A 19,866-nucleotide genomic window follows, 5' to 3' on the forward strand; every position below is an offset into this window, starting at 1 on the left:
CGATTAAATGGCCCATCGATTGGATTTGACTTGAAAACCGAGTGCGATTCGGTGGGGCCCGGCGACTCCCGGCAGCGCTGAAACGTGCGGCTGCACGATCCGCGGCAGCGGGGTTGTTGAGCCTCCGTTACGTGGCCGGCAGCGGGTTTTTTGGCGTGTTCTTTCTCACGATCGGTTCCCTTGCGGGCCGGACTGGAGCGTCAATAGCGTGGCACGGGACCGCGACGCACCAGCGAAGGACTGCAATGCCATCAGCACCCGCCAAGACGGACCCGCCCGCCCCGACAAAACCACCGACCGAGGACAAGGCGGCCAAGCGGGGCCCGACAAACCGGCGCCCGTTCCTGACCGACGGACTCCGCTGGGACCTGCCGGCATCCCTTGTGGTGTTCCTCGTGGCCGTCCCGCTGTCCCTGGGCATCGCGGCCGCCTCAGGCGCCCCGGTCATGGCCGGCCTGATCGCAGCCGCCGTCGGCGGGATCGTCGCCGGAAGCCTGGGCGGTTCACCGCTGCAGGTCAGCGGACCCGCCGCCGGACTGACAGTCATCGTGGCCGGCCTGATCGAACAATTCGGCTGGCCGGCCACCTGCGCCATCACCGCGGCGGCCGGCGTGCTCCAGGCGCTGCTGGGCCTGGCACGGGTGGGCCGCGTTGCGCTTGCCATCGCGCCGGTGGTGGTCCACGCCATGCTCGCCGGCATCGGCATCACCATCGTGCTGCAGCAGCTGCACGTGATGCTCGGCGCAGAGTCCGCCAGCGAGGCGTGGGACAACATCATGGCCATGCCTGGCAGCATTTTCGCCGCCGACCTCGCTGCGGCAGTCCTCGGCGCGGTGGTCATTGCCCTGCTGCTCGGCTGGAAACACCTTCCCGCGGCAGTACGCCGGGTTCCGGGTCCCCTGGTCGCCGTCATCGCGGCCACCGCCCTCTCCCTGCCCTTCAACGTGGACCGGATCACTTTCGACGGTTCCCTGCTGGCCGCGTTGTCCCTGCCCGAGATGCCCGGCGGGAACTGGACCGCCGTGGTCATTGGCGTCGTGACCGTGGCACTGATTGGCAGCGTTGAATCCCTGCTCTCCGCCGTGGCAGTGGACAAGATGCACCACGGACCGCGCACGGACTTCAACCGCGAACTCCTGGGGCAGGGCGCCGCCAACGTGACCTCCGGAATGCTGGGAGGGCTGCCCGTCACCGGAGTGATCGTGCGGAGCGCCACCAACCTCGAGGCCGGGGCCCGGACGCGGAAGTCGGCCATACTCCACGGCGTCTGGGTGCTGGTCTTCTCGCTGCTGCTGGCAGGACTCATCCAGCTGATTCCCCAGGCCGTCCTCGCAGGCCTGTTGATTGTGATCGGTTCCCGCCTGGTCCGGGCGGCCGACATCCGGACAGCACGGCGGACCGGTGACCTCACCGTCTACGGGGTCACCCTGTTCAGCGTCGTGTTCATCAACCTCCTGGTGGGCGTGTTGACCGGATTGGTCCTTGCCGTCGCCCTGGTTCTCTGGCGCGTGGCGCGGGCCAGCATCCATGCGGAACGGACCGGCGCCGGCGACGGCAACCGCTGGCGGGTGGTGATCGACGGGTCCTGCAGTTTCCTCTCGCTGCCGCGCCTGAGCACTGTCCTGGCGTCTGTTCCGGCCGGCACCCACGTCACGGTCGAGCTGGAGGTGGACTTCCTCGACCATCCCGTGCACGACACCCTTGAGGCCTGGCGCAGCCGCCACGTGGGCAACGGCGGCACGGTAGTCATCGAGGAAAGCGGCACCGCCACGCTGCACGATGCCCAGGCGGGCCCGCCGAGCCGCGGCAGTTCGCGTTCCGCCCTGAGAAGCGGGTTCGCCCCGTGGCGCAGCTGGCAGCGGCGGCTCATCGGGCCCGCCGCTGCCGGACAGGACGCGGCGGAGCAGGACGCGGCAGGGCAGGACGAGGCAGGGCAGGACGTTGCTGGAGCACACGTTTCAGGGCCTGACGTTCCGGGGCCGCTGCGTTCGGTGCTGGACGGCGTGGACAACTACCACCGCCGGAACGCCCATCTGGTGCGTCCCCATGTGCAGGAGCTGTCCTCGTACCAGGATCCGGGCACCCTGTTCGTGGCCTGCTCGGATTCGCGCCTCGTGCCGAACCTGATCACCAGCAGCGGCCCGGGTGATCTCTTCACCGTGCGGAACGTGGGCAATGTGGTGGGCGACGACGGCCGGGACGCCTCCATCGAGGCAGCCCTGGAGTTTGCCGTCAACGAACTCTCCGTGGAGTCGATTGTGGTCTGCGGGCATTCAGGCTGCGGTGCCATGACCGCCCTGTGGGCGGACCCGGAGGGCACGGTTGATCCGGAGGGCGCTGGCGATCGAGGCGCGGGCGATCGAGGCGCCATCGACGTCTGGCTCGACCACGCCCGGCCAAGCCTGACGGCTTTCCGCGACGGGCACCCCGTACAGGCAGCTGCAGCCGAGGCGGGTTACGGTGCCGTAGACCAGCTGGCCATGGTGAATGTTGCGGTCCAGCTCGACAGGCTCCAGCGCCACCCCGGTCTGCAGGAACCGCTTGCGTCAGGACGCATCCATGTCGCCGGGCTGTTCTACGACATCTCCACGGCCAGGGTCCTGCAGATCACGCCCGAGGGCATCGACCATCTGGACCCCGCCGCAAGCAGCCGCTGAGCGGGCCTGCTCAGGCGTTGGAGAACCACACGACGTGCGGTTCCCGCCGGGCCGCGCGCGGAGCGGCGAGCCGCTCCGCGCTGGCCACCTTGTCCACTCGGGCAGAGTCCACGCGGGCAGATCCGCGCCTCGCGGCCGCAGGCTTGGCGGGTTCAGGCCTCGCGGCCGCAGGCTTGGCGGGTTCAGACCTCGCGGCCGCAGGCTTGGCGGGTTCAGGCCTGGTCGGTTTAGCCGTCACAGGCTCAGCCCGGGCTTCCTCAACAGGAACCGTCCTTTCGACCCTGACAATTTCCAAGGCCTCCACGTCCAGCAGCTTTCGCGCCCCCGTTCGCGAATCCACGATCCAGAAAAGGTCCGTGGAAGGAATTGTCTCCGTCACGCTCCCCCGGTGGAACAACCGGCCCTTGTGCCAGGCCTCAATTTCTTCCCCGACTGCCAAATCCGAACACGTCCGGATGGTTGAGTTTCCGCTTGCTTCCACTGTGTGCCTCCCCTGGCGATACTCCTGGGATCAGCTTCCCCCAACAAGATTGCGGCTACGTTTCCGGGCGGTGATCTTCCTGTGTCGCCTGCCCGTGAACTGACCCGTGAAGCTAGGGAAGCACCAGCACACCGTCCACACGGCGCGGAATGCCCAGCGGGTTGGCTTCACGCAGGGCAGGATGGAGCACCGCTTCGGGAGCATCCTGGTAGGCAACGGGACGCTGGAAGCGGCGCACCGCCGTCGAGCCCACCGAGGTGAACAGCGAGGTGGTGGCCGGGTAGGGCCCGCCGTGCTGCTGCGCCCAGTTCACGGCGACGCCGGTGGGCCAGCCGTCAAACAGCACACGGCCGGCGAGGCCGGACAGCTGCTCCACCAGGCCGGACACATCCTCGCCCGGCTGCGCGTGGACGGTGGCGGTCAGGCTGCCGGGCACCAGGGCGAGCGCTTCGGTCAACTCGTCCTGGCCCGAATACTCGATCAGCAGCGTGGTGGGTCCGAAGCACTCCTCCAGCAGTTCCTCCGGGCGCTCCCGCACGTTGGCCGCGGAAGTCAGGAAGACCACCGGCGCGGCACCGTTTGCAGCAGCGTCCTGGTCGACTGACCCGACGACCACCTCGACCGCGGCCGCACCTGTTGCATCGGTCAAGGAAGCGACGCTCTGCAGCCCGTCCGGGTAGGCCTCGGCGATGCGCTCCGTCAGCATGGGCGCCGCCCCCTTGTCCGTGGAAGCTTCCGCCAGCAGCGCCGGGAAGTCGGTGCCGGCCGGGATGAACACAAGCCCAGGCTTGGTGCAGAACTGCCCGGCGCCGAGGGTGAAGGACCCTGCGAGGCCTGCGGCCAGTTCACTGGCACGTTCCTGCAGTGCTGCCGCGGTGATGACCACCGGGTTCAGGCTGCCCAGTTCGCCGTAAAACGGAATGGGCTCGGGCCGGGAAACGGCCAGGTCAAACAGTGCCCGGCCGCCCGGAATGGAGCCGGTGAAGCCCACAGCCTTGATCGCCGGATCCTGCACCAGCGCGGTGCCGGCTTCCCGGCCGCTAATCAGCGCGAAGAAGCCGTCCGGGGCACCGGCTGCGGCCAGCGCCTCCGTGACGATTTCCGCTGTCCGCTCGGACAGCCTGAGGTGGCCGGAGTGCGCCTTCACAATCACGGAACAGCCGACGGCGAGCGCAGACGCCGTGTCACCGCCCGCCACCGAGAACGCGAACGGGAAGTTCGACGCCGAGAAGACGGCCACCGGCCCGATCGGCTTCAACAGCCGCCGCAGGTCCGGTTTGGGCGGCGTGGCCGAAGGGTCGGCATGGTCGATCACCGCTTCAAGGTAGGACCCTTCGGTGATCACCGCGGCGAAGAGCCGCAGCTGCCCGGTGGTGCGGGCCACTTCCCCGGTGAGCCGTGCGGTACCCAGCCGGGTTTCCGCATCGGCAATGGCCACCAGTTCCGTTACGTTGGCGTCCAGAGCGTCGGCGACGGCATTCAGCCAACGGGCCCGTTCGACGTCGGACGCTGCCGCGGCCGCTTTGGCCGCCCGGGTGGCGGCAGCCGTCAGGGCGGTGAGGTCGAGGGTTGCTGTTGTCACAATGAGTTCCTGTCCTGATGGTCGGAGAGGTCCGAGAAGGCGAACCCCAGCCCTGGCCGGCCGGCGAGCGTGAGCCGGCTGTTGCTGACGTGCACGGGCGAGGGCGCGTCCAGCACGCCGAGCTGCTCGAAGGAGGCGTCCTCGACGTCCTCCACCAGCGTGGGCTCGGCCATGGTCAACGCGAGCTGGCCGGAGAGCTCCGGCAGCAGGTGCGGCATGACCCTGATGCTGTGCGTGCGGGCGAGTTCCACGATGCGCCGGAAGGGGGTGATACCGCCGACCCGGATGATGTTGGGCTGGATGATGTCCACCGCTCCCGCCTCGATGAAGTCGCGGAAGCGGTAGATGGTGTGCAGGTTCTCGCCCAGCGCGATGGGCACGGGCGAGTGTTTGCGCAGCCTGCGGTAGGCCCAGAGGTCGTCGGCGCGGAGCGGTTCTTCCAGCCATTCGAGGCCGAACTCCCCCAGCACGTCCAGGGCCCGGAAGGTGGCGGGCAGGTCCCAGCGCTGATTGGCGTCGATCATGAGCTTGCGGTCCGGGCCCAGGACCTTGCGGACGGCGGCCACGCGTTCGGCGTCCTCCCGGATGTCCGGCTTTCCCACCTTGATCTTGACGGCGTTGTGCCCGGCCGCCACCCAGCGTACCACCTGGGCCACGAGCTCCCCGAGTGAATAGTGCAGGTTCACGCCGGAGCCGTACACCTCCACGGAATCCTGGCGCTGGCCCAGCAGCCCGGTCACAGAGGTTCCGGCGCGGCGTGCCTGCAGGTCCCACAAGGCAAGGTCAACACCGGCCATGGCGATGGTGGTCAGTCCCCCGCCGCCGGCTTCGTGCAGCCGCTGCCACAGCCGGTCCCACACTCCTTCGGGATTCGCGTCGAGCCCCTTGATGAAGGGCGCGACGTCGAAGTCGAGGAGGGCTTTGACCGCCTGCGGGCCGATGGTGGGCGTCCAGGAGAAGCCGTGGCCAGTGCCGCCGTCGTCCGTTTGGAGTTCGGTGACGATCACATGGTTTTCCGGTGCCTCCGCACCCCAGCTCCGCAGGAGCGGAACCGTCAGGAGGCGGCTGGACAGTCCCGTAATGAGCGGTGCGGTCCGGACCGCTTCGGCAACTGGCGCTTCGGCAACTGGCGAGCCCATTAGCGGCCGGCCAGCTCGTAGCCCTTGGCCAGGATGGACTTGAGCTGGACGAGCTGGTCCTCGGTGGGATCAACTAGCGGGGCGCGGACCGGACCGACCGGCAGGCCGCCCAGGCGCAGCCCGGCCTTGATCAGGGAGACACCGAAACCCGGGGTCTGGTCGCGGAGGCGGACCAGCGGAGCGTAGAAGCCCTCCAGCAACGCGTGCCGGCGGTCCTCGTCGCCGGAGATGTAGGCATCGTAGTAGGCCTTGGCGATTTCCGGCGCCATGGCGAACGCAGCCGAGGAGTACAGCGGGATGCCGAGGCCGCGGTAGGCGCCCTGGGTCAGTTCCGCGGTGAGCAGGCCATTGAAGAGCAGGAAGTCCTCGCGGCCGGTGGCGTTGATGGCACTGACGATTTCCTGGGCAAGGCCAACGTCGCCCAGCCCGTCCTTGAAGCCGATCACCTTGGGGTTGGCGGCCAGGCGGGTCATGGCGGCGGCCGTGTACTTGGCGTTGCCGCGGTGGTAGACGATCACCGGCAGGCTGCTGGACGCGGCCACCGCCTCGATGTACGCCACCAGGCCCTCGGTGGGGCCGGTCACGAGGTACGGCGGGAGGACCAGCAGGGCGTCCGCCCCGGCTTCCTGGGCCACGCGGGCGGCGGCGAGGGCGTGTCCCAGCGGCCCGCCGGCACCGGCCACCACCGGCACCTGTCCCGCAACGGCTTCGACGGCGGCGGTCACCACGGTGCGCACCTCGTCAATGCTCAGCGCATGGAACTCGCCGGTGCCGCAGGCCGGAAACACGCCGCCCGGTCCATGCGGCAGGCGGGACGTGATGTGCTCCTTGAGGATGTCCACGTCCACGGTCCCTTCCGGTGTGAAGGGCGTGACGGGAAAGAACAGTACGCCGTCGAATTTCATCGGGTCTCCTTTGATCCTGTGCCTGCCGCGACCAGCACGGCAGGGGTCTCGTCGTTGAGGTTGGTGTCAGTCTTCAGCTCGCTCCGCCAGCTTCGCCTGGGTTCCCAGCCGAGCAGCTCGCGGGCCTTGTCGATCGAAAAGGCCGGGCTGGTGCCGGTGAGTCCGCCCGCAAGCTCCGAACTGCCGGGCAGGAACTGCGGCATCAATTCGGCAAGCGGTGTGGTGGCCAGCGCGTCGGCGGCTCCCACGAAGAAGGTCTGGCCGTTGGGGATGGTGTCCATCTTGGCCAGCAGCAGGTCCAGGAAGTCCGCCACGTCCCGCGCATCCACGTAATTGAAGAGCGCCGGTGCGGACAGTGCGGGGTCTGCGAGGCGCTCGGCAACGGTGTGGCCCTGCTGGGTGGGCGCCCCCTCCCATTCCTCGGGCGAGATCACATAGCAGGGCCGGAAGGCCGCGTAGCGGATGGCGTCTCCCTGGGCAGCGGCGAACATCTGCACTGTCTGTTCGGCAATGAGCTTGGACAGCGCGTAGGCGTTCCAGGGTTTTGGGGTGGTGCGCTCATCCACCGGGAAGCCCTCCGGCAGCCAGCCGGCCGGCGAACCGTACCCCAGCACGGTGGGGCTGCTCGCCGTGACGATCTTGCCGATGCGCAGTTCGGTCGCCGCGCTCACGACGGCGTATGCCAGCCTCGTGTTGGTGCTGAAGATGACGTCTTCCGGCGCGCTGAACGGTACGGCGATCGCCGCAAGGTGGACGACGGCGTCGGGCGCTGTTTCGCGCAGGAGGCGCACTGCCTCCCCCGGCGCCAGAAGGTCGGCTGTGTGCTGCTCAACGCCGTCGGGCAGCTGGGCCGCGGGGACGGCGTCACGGTCCACGGAGATGACGTGGTGGCCTGCGGCGGCGAGGCCGGCAACAACGCTGCGCCCCAGCCGGCCGGAGCCGCCGGTAACAAAAATCCTGCTCATGGTGGTTCCTTTAGGATTTCAGGCCGCGGGCTAGGCGCCGCGGCGAAGGTCGGCTCCGAGGTCCAGGTCCGCGGTGCGGACCGGCAGCCCGGATTCCAGGGAGGCATTGCCGGCAATGCCTACGGACACGGAGCGGAGGCCGTCGAGGTAGCCGGATGGGCGGCCCAGCGGGTCCTCGCCGGGGCCGTTGAAGAGGTCGGAGAGCAGGAGTTCGTCGCCGCCGCCGTGGCCTCCTTCACCGTTGACGATCGGCACTTCATAGGCCGCCTCCCAGTGCCGCTGGACCACGAGTCGTTCGCCGTTGCGGCGGACCGCGTCGTCCTCTTCGACCGGCGTCGCGGAGGGGTCCACCACGGTCTTCTTGTCGGTGCTGTGCACAACTGCTGCGCGTTCCACCACTTCGAGTTCGGCCCGGCCCTCGGTGCCGTTGACCGACACGCGGTAGCCTTCCCACGGGCTGTGTGCGTTCAGGGAGTAGCTCAGGCGCGGGCCGCCCTGGTACTCCACGACGAGGGCAAGGTTGTCTTCGATGGTGATGCCGCCGGTGAAGACGTCCTGGTCGCGGCGGTAGCCGTCGTAGTGCTCGTTGTCCAGGAACAGTGCCTTGAGGCGTTCGTCTTCGCGCAGGTCCAGCGCAAAGGGGTCCTTCTTGGCGGAAGCCTGCCCGCCGGCGTCGGGCGTTCCACGCTCCGGACGGGGCCCCAGGCCGCGCTCGGCGGCGTTCTTGTCGCCGTAAAACTTCAGTCCGCCCGAGGCGAAAACGCGCTCGGGAACGTCGTCGATCCACCAGTTGACCAGATCGAAGTGGTGGGAGGCTTTGTGGATCAGCAGTCCCCCGGAGTTCTTCTTTTCGCGGTGCCAGCGGCGGAAATAGTCCGCGCCGTGCACGGTGTCCAGGACCCAGCTGAAGTCGATGGACGTGACCTTGCCGATCACGCCGCTCTGGATGATTTCCTTCAGGGCGCTGTTGCGTGGCGAGTACCGGTAGTTGAAGGTGACCACCACGTTGCGGCCAGTCTCTTCCACGGCCCTGGTGATCCGGCGGCAGCCCTCGGCGTCGATGGTCAGGGGCTTTTCGACGACGACGTCGGCACCGGCCTCGAGGCCTTCCACGATGTAGTCGGCGTGGGTGTAGTCCGGCGTGGTCACCACGACGCGGTCAATGCCGTTGTCCCGGATGAAAGCGGTCAGATCGGCGGGATCGAAAGCCGCGACGGGACCGGGAGCGCCGAGTTCCTGGATGAGCTTCTGGTAGAACTCCACGCGGCCGGGGTTCACGTCGGAGAAGGCCACCAGTTCGGCGGTGTCCGCGTGCTTGCCGAAGATCGCGCGGATGTACATCTCGGAGCGGCCGCCGGTGCCGATCAGTGCGATGCGGGCTTTGCGGACAGGGCTGGCGGAGACAGAGCCGGCGGCTGCGTCGGCTGTTGTGTCGCTGGCTGTGGTGTCGTCGGCTGCGACGGTGCTGCCCGGAGTGACGGTGTTGGCGGTGTTGCCCATTGCGGTGTAACCCTTTCGGAAGGCAGGAACGCTGGCCGCTTGACGGCCGGTAGTGGTGCGGTGAGAATTGTGAGAAAGCGTTTTCTCGGAGCGTTATAAGCTTTGTATCAAGACTCTGGCGGTCCCGTCAACCATCCCCCGAACGGGGAGGCCCGAACGGGAAGACAAAACCGGCTGGAGTCGGAGAAGCCCGGAAAGGGGCAGCATTGGGCAGGAGAGCCACCACCCGGCGAATCGGCATTGCCGACGTCGCCCTCAAGGCAGGCGTTTCGCACGCCACCGTGTCGCGTGTCATGAACGGCAACTTCACGGTTGATCCCACCATCGCCGAGCGGGTCCGGGCGGCCGCAACCGAGCTGAACTACCAGCCAAACCCGGTGGGCCGCAGCCTGGCGCTGGGCAAGACGGACACCATCGGGATCGTGGTGCCGGACCTCTCCAACCCCACGTTCCAGGCCATCCTCCGCGGCCTCAGCATGGCGGCCGCACAGGATGGCTACCGCGTCCTGATCGCTGATTCCTCCGAAGTGTCCAGCGAGGAAGCCATCCTCGCCGGCGAGGCGCGCCGACGCTGCGACGGCCTGGTCTTGTGCGCACCGCGCATGGCCGACGCCGAACTGGAAGAGCTGGCGCCGTCGCTCCAGCCCATGGTGCTGATCAACCGCACCACCGTGGACACCCATACGCCGAGCCTCATGGTGGACTACGGCCAGGGCATCCAGGAACTGGCCGAGCACCTCGTGGGCCTGGGCCATACCCGGCTCGCCTTCCTGGCCGGCCCGGCCCGAAGCGCGTCGAACGGCCTGCGCCTCGCGGGCCTGGCAAAGTTCACGGCGGCCCACCCGGGGATTGAACTGCAAATGCTCGACGGCGGCTCCACCTTTGAGGCGGGGCACCAGTCAGTGGATGCCGTCCTGGCAAGCGGCGCCACGGGCATCCTGGCCTTCAACGACCTCGTGGCCATGGGCCTGCTGAGCGGACTCCACGAGCGCGGCATCCGGGTCCCTGAAGACATGTCCGTCACCGGCTTCGACGACATTCCGTTTGCCCGCTACACCACCCCAACGCTTACGACGGCGGCGGTTCCCATCACCGAACTTGGCCAGCAGGCGTGGCACCGGATGCGGGACCTGATCCGCAACATACCCTCCGACGAAGCCGCCGGGGGGCCCACGGTGTTCGAGCCAAAGCTCGAGGTCCGCAGCAGCTCGGGAGCCGCACCCGGGACCGCCTAAACCGCCCAGCCCCGACTCGGGCGAGTTCCGCCTAACCCGCTCGCCGCGGCTCCGAGCCGAGGCGCCGGCCGGGGCGCCGGGCGCCGGCGGGGCACCTAGGCGCCGGGCGGCGCCAGCAGCACGTCGACGAGCTGCGTCAGGCCGTCCGCCATATCCACGCTCTTGTCGTAGAGCCACTGCAGCTGGAGGCCGTCGAAGGCCGCCACCACCAGCCGGGCCAGCATCGTGGCGGACACGTCCGCGCGCACTTCACCGGCGCCCTGGCGCCGGCCGATATCCTCGGCCAGTTCCGCCACCACCTGGGCATAGCGTTCCTGGAAATAGGGGTGCGAGTCATGCCCCGGATCATTCGCCGTCGCCGAAGCCACGGCATAGAGCGTGGTCAGCCCCGGCTCCTTGCGGTTGCGCTCAGCGATCGGCGCCATCAGCCGCAAGCCCACCTCCTCGTGGTCGCTGATGGCCAGGCTCCGCCGGTCCCGCTCCGCCAGCACCGCCGTCAGCAGCTCCTGCTTGCCCCGGAAGTAGTGGAACAGGGTAGCCTCCTTGACCCCCACCAGCTCCGCTACGCGCTTGAGCGCCGTCCCTTCGAAGCCTTCGGTGGCAAAAACATCGGTGGCCGTCTGGATGATCTGTTCGCGGCGTTCCGCTCCCTTTGCGTACTGGCCGCGTGGCTTCGACGTTGACATTGAGTCAGTGTATTTCACTTTTTTCGATGAAAATCTAGTCACACTCGGTTTTTGTCGCTACCATCGTTCTCAGGACCCAACGGAGGGTCACTTTTCGTCAGGAGGCAATGTGGCCGTCAAGACCATTCCCCAGGATTCCGAGGCTTCTCCGGCCGGCGGAACACTCATCAGCAGTACTTCAACAAGCACCGCCGCTTCGAGCACCACCGCCTCTGGCGCGGCGCCCGCTGCGGCACAGACCAAGGCCCCGCGCGCCTACGTCATCGGCATGCCCATCGCCAGCGCGGGGCTCTGGATGGCGGTGCTGGCTCCGGCCCTGGTGGTCCTGGCCATCAAGGTCTCGGAAATCACCACGCCGGACACCCGCGCCGGGGCGCTGAGCCTCGTGGCCGGCGTCGGCGCCCTGGTTGCCCTGCTCGCCAACCCGTTCTTCGGCAGGCTGAGCGACCGCACCACGTCACGGTTCGGCATGCGCAAACCCTGGATCGTCGGCGGCTCCCTCCTGGGGCTCGCCTCCTTGTTCCTGCTGGGTTCGGCCACGGGTGTTGCCGGCGTGCTGGTTGCCTGGGTCATCGCCCAGCTCGGCTTCAACGCCGCCCTCGCAGCACTCGTGGCCACGCTTCCGGACCAGGCCGCCCCGGCTGAGCGCGGGCGCCTCTCCGGCCTGATCGGCATGACCCTTCCGATCGGCTTGGTCGCCGCCGCCTTCTTCGCGCAAATGTTCGATAACGCGCTGCAGATGGCCGTGGTGCCCGGAATCGTCGGCACCGCAGTGGCCATCGCTTTCGCCTTCACCTTCAAGGACCGCGTGCTGACGGAAAAGCCCGCCCCGCTGAACCTCAAGGAGATCCTGGGCTCGTTCTACTTCAACCCCCGCACCTACCCGGGACTGGGCTGGGCGTGGCTCACCAAGTTCATGGTCTACATCGGCTACTGCGCCGGCCTGCTCTACCTGCCGTACTTCTTCACGGACCACCTGCACGTGGCTGAAACCCAGGTCACCAGCCTGGTGTTCCAGGCCACCCTGGTCAGTTCCGCCGGCACGGTCGCCACGAGCCTCGCCGGCGGCTGGATCAGCGACCGCATCGGCAAGCGCAAAGGCATGGTGATCATCTCCGCCCTGATCATGATGGTGGGCCTGATTGTCATTGCCACCAGCAGCACCACCGGCCAGGTCCTAGTGGGCCAGGCGATCGCAGGACTGGGCCTTGGTTGCTTCAGTGCCGTGGACGTCGCCCTCATCACCGACCTCCTGCCCGGCAGCCAGGGCGACAACGCCAAGACCTTCGGTGTCTTCAACATTGCCCAGGCACTCCCCCAGTCCCTTGTGCCCGCTGTCGCCTTCCCTGTGATCGCCTTCGGCGGCTACCCCGCACTGTTCCTCGGCGGTGCGGCCATCGGCATCATCGGCGCCGTCCTCGTCATCCGCATCAAAGGAGTCAAGTAAATGAACCCCGCACTTTCACCGGCCGTGCTGGCCCCGGCGTCGGATTCCCCGGACGCCGAGGCCCGGATCCGCAAACTCGCCCAAAGCCTCACCCTCGAACAGCAGGTACAGCTGCTGACCGGCGCGGACGTCTGGTCCACCCACGCCGTTCCGGAAATCGGCCTGAGCCGCGTGGTGATGTCGGACGGCCCCGCCGGCGTCCGCGGTGAAGACTTCGACGAGCGCCACGACTCCGTCTCCCTGCCGTCGTCGTCCGCCTTGTCCGCCACCTGGAGCGTCGAAACAGCGCGCCGCTACGGCCAGGTCCTCGGCCAGGAGGCGCGCCGCAAGGGTGTGCACGCCGTCCTCGGCCCCACCATCAACCTGCACCGCTCCCCGCTGGGCGGCCGGCACTTCGAATGCATGAGCGAGGATCCGCGGCTGACCGCAACCATGGCCGCCGGGTATGTTGCCGGCGTGCAGTCCATGGGTGTCGGCGCCACCCCCAAGCATTACCTGGCCAACGAGGCCGAGACGGACCGCTTCACCGCCGACTCGGTAGTTGACGAACGTCCGCTGCGCGAGCTCTACCTGGCGGCCTTCGAAGACGCCATCACAGAAGCCCGCGCATGGCTGGTGATGAGCTCCTACAACTCCATCAACGGCACCACGGCGAGTGAAAACAAGCTGCTCGAAACCCCGCTGTCCACGGAATGGGGTTTCAACGGCGTCGTGGTCTCGGACTGGACCGGAGTCCGCTCGGTGGATGCGGCCAACGCCCACCAGGACCTGGAAATGCCGGGACCCGTGGGCCACTGGGGCCCCAAGCTGCTGGCCGCCGTCAAGGACGGCCGTGTCAGCCGCGACGCCATCGTGGAAAAGGTCACCCGGATCCTGCGGCTGGCGGCGCGCGTCGGCTCACTCGAAGGATTCGCGCCTGCGGTGACCGAGCTCCCCGCCCAGCTGAACGGCGCCGCCGTCGCCCGTGAAGTGGCTGTCCGCGGCGCAGTGCTGGTCCGCAACGAAGGCGGAATCCTTCCGCTCGACGCCACGAAGCTCGGCAGCGTGGCGGTCATCGGCCACAACGCCGAAGAAGCACGCACGCAGGGCGGCGGCAGCGCCACCGTGATGCCCAAGTACACCGTCTCGCCCCTGCAGGGCCTCCGCAAGGCACTGCCCGACGACGTCAAGGTCAGCTATGTCCGCGGCGCCAAGGTGGCCGAGGGCCTCCAGGCCTTCCCCCGCACCTCGCTCCGCAACCCCGTGTCCGGAGTGCCCGGAATCCGCGTGACGTTCCTTGCCCCTGACGGCACGGAGATCTCCGGCGAAGACCGCCTCGCCTCGCACCTGATCTGGTTCGGGATCGGAATTCCCGACGGCGCCGCCTCCATCCGGATGGAGGCAGACTGGACTGCCGAAACGGCGGGCGTCCACCACCTGGGCGTCGGCACCGTGGGCCAGATCCGGCTCGTACTTGACGGAGCCGAGGTGTTCAACAGCGAGCTCGAAGACGACACCGACGTCCTCGGCGCCGCCCTGTTCGATCCGCCCAAGACCGTCCATGCCACCGCAACAGCCGCCGGCCAGAGCGTCCGGATCGAGGCCGAATACCAGCTGCCCGCGGAGCAGGTCATCCCCTTCACCGCCATCCTGCTCGGTGAGGAAACCGTGGTGGCGGACCCGCAGTCGGAGATCGACGCCGCCGTGGAAGCCGCACGGGCAGCCGATGTCGCCGTTGTGGTGGTTGGCACCAACGCGGCCATCGAATCAGAAGGTTTCGACCGCAAGGACCTGGACCTCCCCGGCCTGCAGAACCAGCTGGTGGAAGCCGTGGCCGCAGTGAACCCGCGCACGGTGGTGGTGGTGAACTCCGGTTCGCCCGTGCTCATGCCGTGGCTGGACAAGGTGGGCGCCGTGCTGCTGGGCTGGTTCGGCGGCCAGGAATTCGGCACGGCCATCGCCGACATCCTGCTGGGTGCCGAGGAGCCGGGCGGCCGCCTGCCCACCACCTGGCCGGCCGCGCTGGCGGATGTCCCCGTCCTCAACACCACGCCGGTGGACGGCAAGGTGGTCTACTCCGAGGGGATCCACATCGGCTACCGGGCGTGGCTCAAGCAGGAAGCCGCGGGCGGAGCCGCTCCGGCCCTGCCGTTCGGCTTCGGCCTGGGCTACACCACCTTTGAGCTCGGCACCGCCCACGCGCCCCAGTACGTGAGCGCCGGCCAGGACGTTGTGCTGCACGTCCCGGTCCGGAACACCGGCACACGCACCGGCCGCGAAGTGGTCCAGGTGTACCTCGACCGTGCAGAGTCTGCCGTGGAGCGACCGGTCCGCTGGCTCGCCGGCTACGCCGGAACGCACCTGGCGCCGGCGGGAACGGACAGCGTTGAGGTCCGTATTCCGGCAAAGGCCTTCGGGCATTACGACGGCGGCTGGCAGTTCGAGCGGGGCACGTTCCGCCTGCTGGTGGGACGGCACTCTGCCGACGACTTCCAGACGCTGGAGATCGAACTGCGCTAAGCCATTACTCATGGCTAAAGCCGGGCTGGATCCGAATCCTTCGGGCCCAGCCCGGCTTCTTTGTAATACCCCTCGATATGGGCCGCCACGAGCCCGGCCGCCCTGCCGCCGTCGTGGTTGTTAATGGCGGCGAGGATGTCGCGGTGTTCGGCGCGGAGCCGTGCGGCGGTGGCGTCCCAATCGGGAAGGTTCGCTGTGAGTTTGCCGGCGTAGCTTTGGATCGCTTCCCGGAGGGAGCCCATCATGGCGCTGACCACGGCGTTGCCCGCGGCCTCGGCGAGGGCAAGGTGGAAACGGACGTCGAGGGCCAGGAACTCATCGGTATCCGGGCAGGCGTCCATCTTTTCGAGCAGCGAGGCGGCCTCCGCCAGGGCCGGAGAGTCCGTGCGGGCCCGGGCAACGGCCCAGGACTCAAGCAGGACGCGGGTCTGCACAATGTCCGCGACCGGCAGGTGCGAGGTGGCCACATGCAGGCGCAGCGCCGAGCCGAGCGCCGCCGTCGGGTCCGCGATGACCACGGTGCCGGCGTCGGGACCGGATCCCACGCCGGCCCGGACTACCCCCATGGCTTCCAGAATGCGGATGGCTTCACGGACGGAGGTGCGCGAGACCTGCAGCTGTTCGGCCAGCGTCCGCTCCGCCGGCAGCCGGCCGCCCAGGGCCAGTTCGCCGCTGGAAAGCTGGTTCTCGATCCATTGCAGGACCAATTGATGAGTACGCATGGGCCAATGGTACTTGATGTGGTTGGACCACATCCCTTAGAGTGTGGTTAGACCACAGAGCCACCACCACAGCCCGATGCCCCGGAGGCAGCAATGACGCACACCATCCAGCCCAACAACCCCGAGACCACCCCGGCCCCCGAAACATCGGATGCGCCGGCCGCTGGCGCCGCCGCGCCAGCGGGCACCTCCCTGTCCGGCGCATTGAACGGCGCAGTAGCCAAGGCCTCAGCCGCGGTCCCGGCAGCCCTCAAGCGCCGCGTGCCTAAATACTCGGACCTCGCGCCGCTGATGCAGTTCAAGAAGCCGGAGTTCAGCCGCGCCGCGAAGCTGCAGCGCGCCAGCACCATCTGGGAACTGCGGGACATGGCCAAGCGCCGCACCCCGCAGGCTCCCTTCGACTACACCGACGGCGCAGCCGAAGCCGAGATCACCCTGCGCCGTGCCCGTGAGGCCTTCCTGGACATTGAATTCCGGCCGGGCATCCTCCGGAATGTCTCCAGTATCGACCTGAGCACCGACATCCTGGGCAAGCCGTCGCGCCTGCCCGTCGGTATCGCGCCCACGGGCTTCACCCGGATGATGCAGTCCGAAGGCGAATACGCCGGGTCCCAGGCCGCCGAGGCCGCCGGGATCCCCTACACGCTCTCCACCATGGGCACCGCGTCCATCGAGGACGTTGCCGAGGCCGCGCCGAACGGCCGGAACTGGTTCCAGCTGTACCTGTGGACGGACCGCGACCGCTCCCTCGAACTCATCGAGCGCGCCGCCAAGGCAGGAAACGACACCCTGATGGTCACCGTGGATACCGCCGTCGCCGGCGCCCGCCTCCGCGACGTCCGCAACGGCATGACCATTCCGCCGGCGCTGACGCTGAAGACCGTGCTGGATGCGTCCTACCGCCCGGCCTGGTGGTTCAACTTCCTCACCCACGAGCCGCTGACCTTCGCGTCGCTCTCCCGCTACACCGGCACGGTGGCCGACCTGATCAACTCCATGTTCGATCCCACCCTGACGTTCGAGGACCTGGACTGGCTGCGCGAAACCTGGAAGGGCAAGCTGGTGGTGAAGGGCATCCAGACCGTCGAGGACGCCCGCAAGGTGGTGGACCACGGAGCCGACGGCGTCGTGCTCTCCAATCACGGCGGCCGCCAGCTGGACCGTGCGCCCATCCCGTTCCACCTGCTGCCGGACGTCAAGGAAGCGTTCACCAGGGACAACTCGGACGCCGCAATCATCCTGGACACCGGCATCATGAGCGGCGCGGACATAATTGCCGCGCTTGCACTGGGCGCCGACTTCACGCTGATCGGCCGCGCCTACCTGTACGGCCTCATGGCCGGCGGCCGGGCCGGCGTGGACCGTGCCATCCAGATCCTGGAAAAGGACATGACCCGCACCATGGCACTGCTGGGCGTCAGCAAGCTCTCCGAGCTGACCCCGGACCACGTGCGGATCCTCGGCAAGTAGGCCGGGTCCCGTTTTCGGAAACCCGCCCAACTGACTGGCAGTTAACGCTCCCAAAACGCGTTTTCACAGCGTTAACTGCTAGTCAGTTGGGTGGGGCCGGGCTACTTCTTGCGGCCGAACTTGGGCAGGTTCGCGATGAGGTCGGCGGCCTTCGTGGCGGCCCGGCCCACGGTGCGGCCGATCTGCTGTGGGACGGTGTCATCCCCGGCCGTGGCCACGGGGATCGCAACGGCCGGGCTCAGCTGGCCGCCTTCCGAGGCCGCGGACACCGCCGCAGCGGCCGGTCGGGCGGTGCCAGCAGCAGCCGGCACCGGCGCCGGCGCCGCGGTTTCCGCGGTCTGCTCCGTCTTTACCTCCAGGATCTGGGCGGCCGGGGAGCTGACGACGGCGGCGGCGCGCGGCCCGACGTCGAACGTCCCCAGCCAATCGGCGACGCCGGCAAGGGGCTTGGGGTTCAGCGCGTAGTAACGCTTCTGGCCCTGGGCGCGCATGCTGACGAGGTCGGCCTCGCGGAGTACCTTCAAATGCTTGGAAATGGTGGGCTGGCTGGCGTCCAGTTCCTCTACCAGTTCCCCCACTGCTTTGTCCCCCGAACGGAGGGAGACCAGAATGTCACGCCGGGTTGCCTCAGCAATGACGGCAAATACGTCGTCTGTCACCATGTGATCCACCCTAGCGACATATACGCCGGATGGCATCCACTATTTCGTCCCGCGCACGACCGCCATTGCCCTGTACCGGCGCCGGTGCTAGAACGGACTCACGGCTGCCCGGGGCTGTCCGGCTGCAGCCGCTCAAACATGAGGGGTGGGTGGCAATGGATTTCCTCCGCCAGCAGCTGTTCAACATCATCGCGTTTGTGTTTTTGGGCCTGTTCGTGGCGGTCTGGGGCTCCGTGCTGCTGCGCGTCGGGTTCTGGGTGCCGGACGGCAGGACGGTTGCGCCGCCACTGAACGGTGCCCTGGTCACCGCGGCGGGCGTGCTGGCCACCTCGCTGAGCTCGCTGACGGCGTCGGCCCTCGGATTCACCATCGCCGAGGTGCGCCGCGACGAAGAGGTCCGCCGCGACCTTGCGCCGGGCGACGCGGATGCCGTCTCCTTCAACCCGGCCGAGGTCACTGCCCGCCTGTCCGGCCGGATCGTGGCCGCAGTGGTGGTGTACCTGGCCGTGGGGCTGCTGGTGTTGCTGCTCTGGCTGGTGAAGGGAACAGCGTCCACCGACTTGATCGGCGCCTTCGCGCTGTCCTTGCTGGGCTGGCTCATCGGGGCCGCCGGGGTGGTGTTCCAGACCGAGAAGCCGATTTCCTAGCCTAGACAGGCCAGCGCTAGTCGAACCAGGGATCCAGTCCGTACAGCGGGAACACTTCCTTGCGCGTGGCCATCACGGTGCGGTCCACTTCGTCGTTGGGATCGAAGCCCACCTCCCACGAACGCCACCACACGTCCACGTCGTCGCCCATGAATTCGGGCGCCGGCACGCCGTAAACGGCCCCGTACTTCTCCTGGACGTACTGCCGCCAGTCGGCCGGGACGGGGGTGCGGAGCGGCACCGGACGGCCGGCCGCGATGGCAATCAGGTGGCTCCAGGACCGCGGCACCACGGTGATCACGTTGTAGCCGCCCCCGCCGGTGGCAATCCACCGGTTGTCGCAGTAGCGGGCAGCGAGATTCCCGACGGCGGTGGCCGCTTCACGCTGGCCGTCCACGCTGATGTTGAGGTGCGTCAGTGGATCCAGCCGGTGCGAGTCGCAGCCGTGCTGGCTCACAATCACCTCGGGCTCGAAGGCACCGATCAGTTGCGGCACCACCGCGTGGAATGCCCGGAGCCAGCCGGCGTCGCCGGTGCCGGCTGGCAGGGCCACGTTCACCGCGCTGCCTTCGGCGTTGGGGCCGCCGATCTCGTTTGCGAAGCCCGTCCCGGGGAACAGGGTCAGGCCGGTCTCGTGCAGTGAAATGGTGAGGACCCGGGGGTCATCCCAGAAGATGCTCTGTGTCCCGTCGCCGTGGTGTGCGTCGACGTCGATATATGCGACGCGCTGCACACCGCCGTCGAGCAGTTTCTGGATCGCCAGGGCCGCATCGTTATAGATGCAAAAACCGCTGGCGCGTTCACGGGAGGCGTGATGCATGCCGCCGCCGAAATTGACGGCCCTGACTGCGCTGCCGTCCAGGATGGCACGGGCAGCCAGCAGTGAGCCGCCGGCAAGCCGCGCGCTGGCCTCGTGCATGCCGGGAAACGCGGGGTCGTCTTCCGTCCCGAGGCCCCGTTCAAGGTCGGGGACGTCCGGGTTTGAGCTGACGCGGCGGACCGCAGCCACGAATTCGGGACTGTGGACGGTGCACAGTTCGTCGTCGCCGGCCACGTCCGGGGCGGCCACGGTGACGTGTCCCAGGTCCAGCAGGCCCAGGCTGCGGGCCAGGCGGGCGGTCAGCTCCATGCGTTCGGGGGCCATCGGGTGCCCGTGGCCGAAGTTGTAGGCAGTCATGGCCATGTCCCACACCACCATCGTTGGCAGTGCGGGCTGCGTGAGTCCGGGCAGGAATGTCATCAAGGACAGGCTACCTGAGCCGGGCACCC

At 68.1% G+C, this 19,866-nt stretch carries 16 protein-coding genes; 6 read left to right on the forward strand and 10 right to left on the reverse strand.

Translation table 11 applies throughout. The features are described 5' to 3' along the window. Nucleotides 1-245 precede the first annotated feature (245 nt). A complete protein-coding gene (locus tag ACSQ1X_RS17025; RefSeq protein ID WP_436058522.1) occupies nucleotides 246-2,657 on the forward strand; it encodes a SulP family inorganic anion transporter in 2,412 nt (803 codons plus the stop codon). A gap of 10 nt (nucleotides 2,658-2,667) precedes the next feature. On the opposite strand, the gene ACSQ1X_RS17030 is transcribed toward ACSQ1X_RS17025, so the two are convergent. From ACSQ1X_RS17030 to ACSQ1X_RS17055, 6 genes are all read right to left on the reverse strand, one after another. Next, nucleotides 2,668-3,036, reverse strand: coding sequence for a hypothetical protein (locus ACSQ1X_RS17030; protein WP_436058523.1), 369 nt, complete (start codon nucleotides 3,034-3,036; stop codon nucleotides 2,668-2,670). Between the two features lie 214 nt (nucleotides 3,037-3,250). Beyond that, nucleotides 3,251-4,720: an aldehyde dehydrogenase (NADP(+)) gene (locus ACSQ1X_RS17035; protein ID WP_436058524.1), complete on the reverse strand. Its 1,470-nt coding sequence runs from the start codon at nucleotides 4,718-4,720 to the stop codon at nucleotides 3,251-3,253. Next, entirely contained in the window at nucleotides 4,717-5,859 is a 1,143-nt protein-coding gene (locus ACSQ1X_RS17040) for a mandelate racemase/muconate lactonizing enzyme family protein (protein WP_436058525.1), read from the reverse strand. Before ACSQ1X_RS17040 ends, ACSQ1X_RS17035 begins: the two co-directional genes overlap by 4 nt. Next, a complete protein-coding gene (locus ACSQ1X_RS17045) occupies nucleotides 5,859-6,764 on the reverse strand; it encodes a 5-dehydro-4-deoxyglucarate dehydratase (RefSeq protein ID WP_436058526.1) in 906 nt (301 codons plus the stop codon). Before ACSQ1X_RS17045 ends, ACSQ1X_RS17040 begins: the two co-directional genes overlap by 1 nt. Beyond that, a complete protein-coding gene (locus tag ACSQ1X_RS17050) occupies nucleotides 6,761-7,729 on the reverse strand; it encodes an NAD-dependent epimerase/dehydratase family protein (protein ID WP_436058527.1) in 969 nt (322 codons plus the stop codon). Before ACSQ1X_RS17050 ends, ACSQ1X_RS17045 begins: the two co-directional genes overlap by 4 nt. Before the next feature lie 30 nt (nucleotides 7,730-7,759). Continuing rightward, a complete protein-coding gene (locus ACSQ1X_RS17055; protein ID WP_436058528.1) occupies nucleotides 7,760-9,229 on the reverse strand; it encodes a Gfo/Idh/MocA family protein in 1,470 nt (489 codons plus the stop codon). 206 nt (nucleotides 9,230-9,435) lie between these two features. On the opposite strand from ACSQ1X_RS17055, the gene ACSQ1X_RS17060 reads away from it, so the two are divergent. Then, on the forward strand, nucleotides 9,436-10,464 hold the full coding sequence (locus ACSQ1X_RS17060) for a LacI family DNA-binding transcriptional regulator (protein ID WP_436058529.1): 1,029 nt from the start codon (nucleotides 9,436-9,438) through the stop codon (nucleotides 10,462-10,464). A gap of 95 nt (nucleotides 10,465-10,559) precedes the next feature. Here ACSQ1X_RS17060 and ACSQ1X_RS17065 read toward each other — a convergent pair whose 3' ends face one another. Beyond that, a complete protein-coding gene (locus ACSQ1X_RS17065; protein WP_436058530.1) occupies nucleotides 10,560-11,150 on the reverse strand; it encodes a TetR/AcrR family transcriptional regulator in 591 nt (196 codons plus the stop codon). A gap of 109 nt (nucleotides 11,151-11,259) precedes the next feature. On the opposite strand from ACSQ1X_RS17065, the gene ACSQ1X_RS17070 reads away from it, so the two are divergent. Continuing rightward, on the forward strand, nucleotides 11,260-12,597 hold the full coding sequence (locus ACSQ1X_RS17070) for an MFS transporter (protein WP_436058531.1): 1,338 nt from the start codon (nucleotides 11,260-11,262) through the stop codon (nucleotides 12,595-12,597). Beyond that, the gene (locus tag ACSQ1X_RS17075; RefSeq protein WP_436058532.1) at nucleotides 12,598-15,096 is read left to right on the forward strand and encodes a beta-glucosidase family protein; all 2,499 of its coding nucleotides are present in this window, start codon (nucleotides 12,598-12,600) and stop codon (nucleotides 15,094-15,096) included. Between the two features lie 14 nt (nucleotides 15,097-15,110). Here ACSQ1X_RS17075 and ACSQ1X_RS17080 read toward each other — a convergent pair whose 3' ends face one another. Beyond that, nucleotides 15,111-15,818: a FadR/GntR family transcriptional regulator gene (locus tag ACSQ1X_RS17080; protein ID WP_055804884.1), complete on the reverse strand. Its 708-nt coding sequence runs from the start codon at nucleotides 15,816-15,818 to the stop codon at nucleotides 15,111-15,113. 93 nt (nucleotides 15,819-15,911) lie between these two features. Between ACSQ1X_RS17080 and ACSQ1X_RS17085 the strand changes: the two genes are divergently transcribed. Continuing rightward, complete coding sequence (locus tag ACSQ1X_RS17085; RefSeq protein ID WP_436058533.1) at nucleotides 15,912-17,288, forward strand: alpha-hydroxy acid oxidase; 1,377 nt, start codon at nucleotides 15,912-15,914, stop codon at nucleotides 17,286-17,288. A 101-nt stretch (nucleotides 17,289-17,389) separates the two neighbouring features. On the opposite strand, the gene ACSQ1X_RS17090 is transcribed toward ACSQ1X_RS17085, so the two are convergent. Then, nucleotides 17,390-17,950: an ArsR/SmtB family transcription factor gene (locus ACSQ1X_RS17090; RefSeq protein WP_436058534.1), complete on the reverse strand. Its 561-nt coding sequence runs from the start codon at nucleotides 17,948-17,950 to the stop codon at nucleotides 17,390-17,392. A gap of 155 nt (nucleotides 17,951-18,105) precedes the next feature. Between ACSQ1X_RS17090 and ACSQ1X_RS17095 the strand changes: the two genes are divergently transcribed. Then, nucleotides 18,106-18,597, forward strand: coding sequence for a hypothetical protein (locus tag ACSQ1X_RS17095; RefSeq protein ID WP_436059359.1), 492 nt, complete (start codon nucleotides 18,106-18,108; stop codon nucleotides 18,595-18,597). 16 nt (nucleotides 18,598-18,613) lie between these two features. Here ACSQ1X_RS17095 and ACSQ1X_RS17100 read toward each other — a convergent pair whose 3' ends face one another. Continuing rightward, nucleotides 18,614-19,837 carry an acetoin utilization protein AcuC gene (locus ACSQ1X_RS17100; RefSeq protein ID WP_436058535.1) on the reverse strand — a complete coding sequence of 408 codons (1,224 nt, stop codon included), beginning with the start codon at nucleotides 19,835-19,837 and terminating at the stop codon, nucleotides 18,614-18,616. Nucleotides 19,838-19,866 lie beyond the last annotated feature (29 nt).

Origin of the sequence: Arthrobacter sp. LjRoot78 (assembly GCF_964254335.1) — a bacterium.
GTDB lineage: Bacteria > Actinomycetota > Actinomycetes > Actinomycetales > Micrococcaceae > Arthrobacter.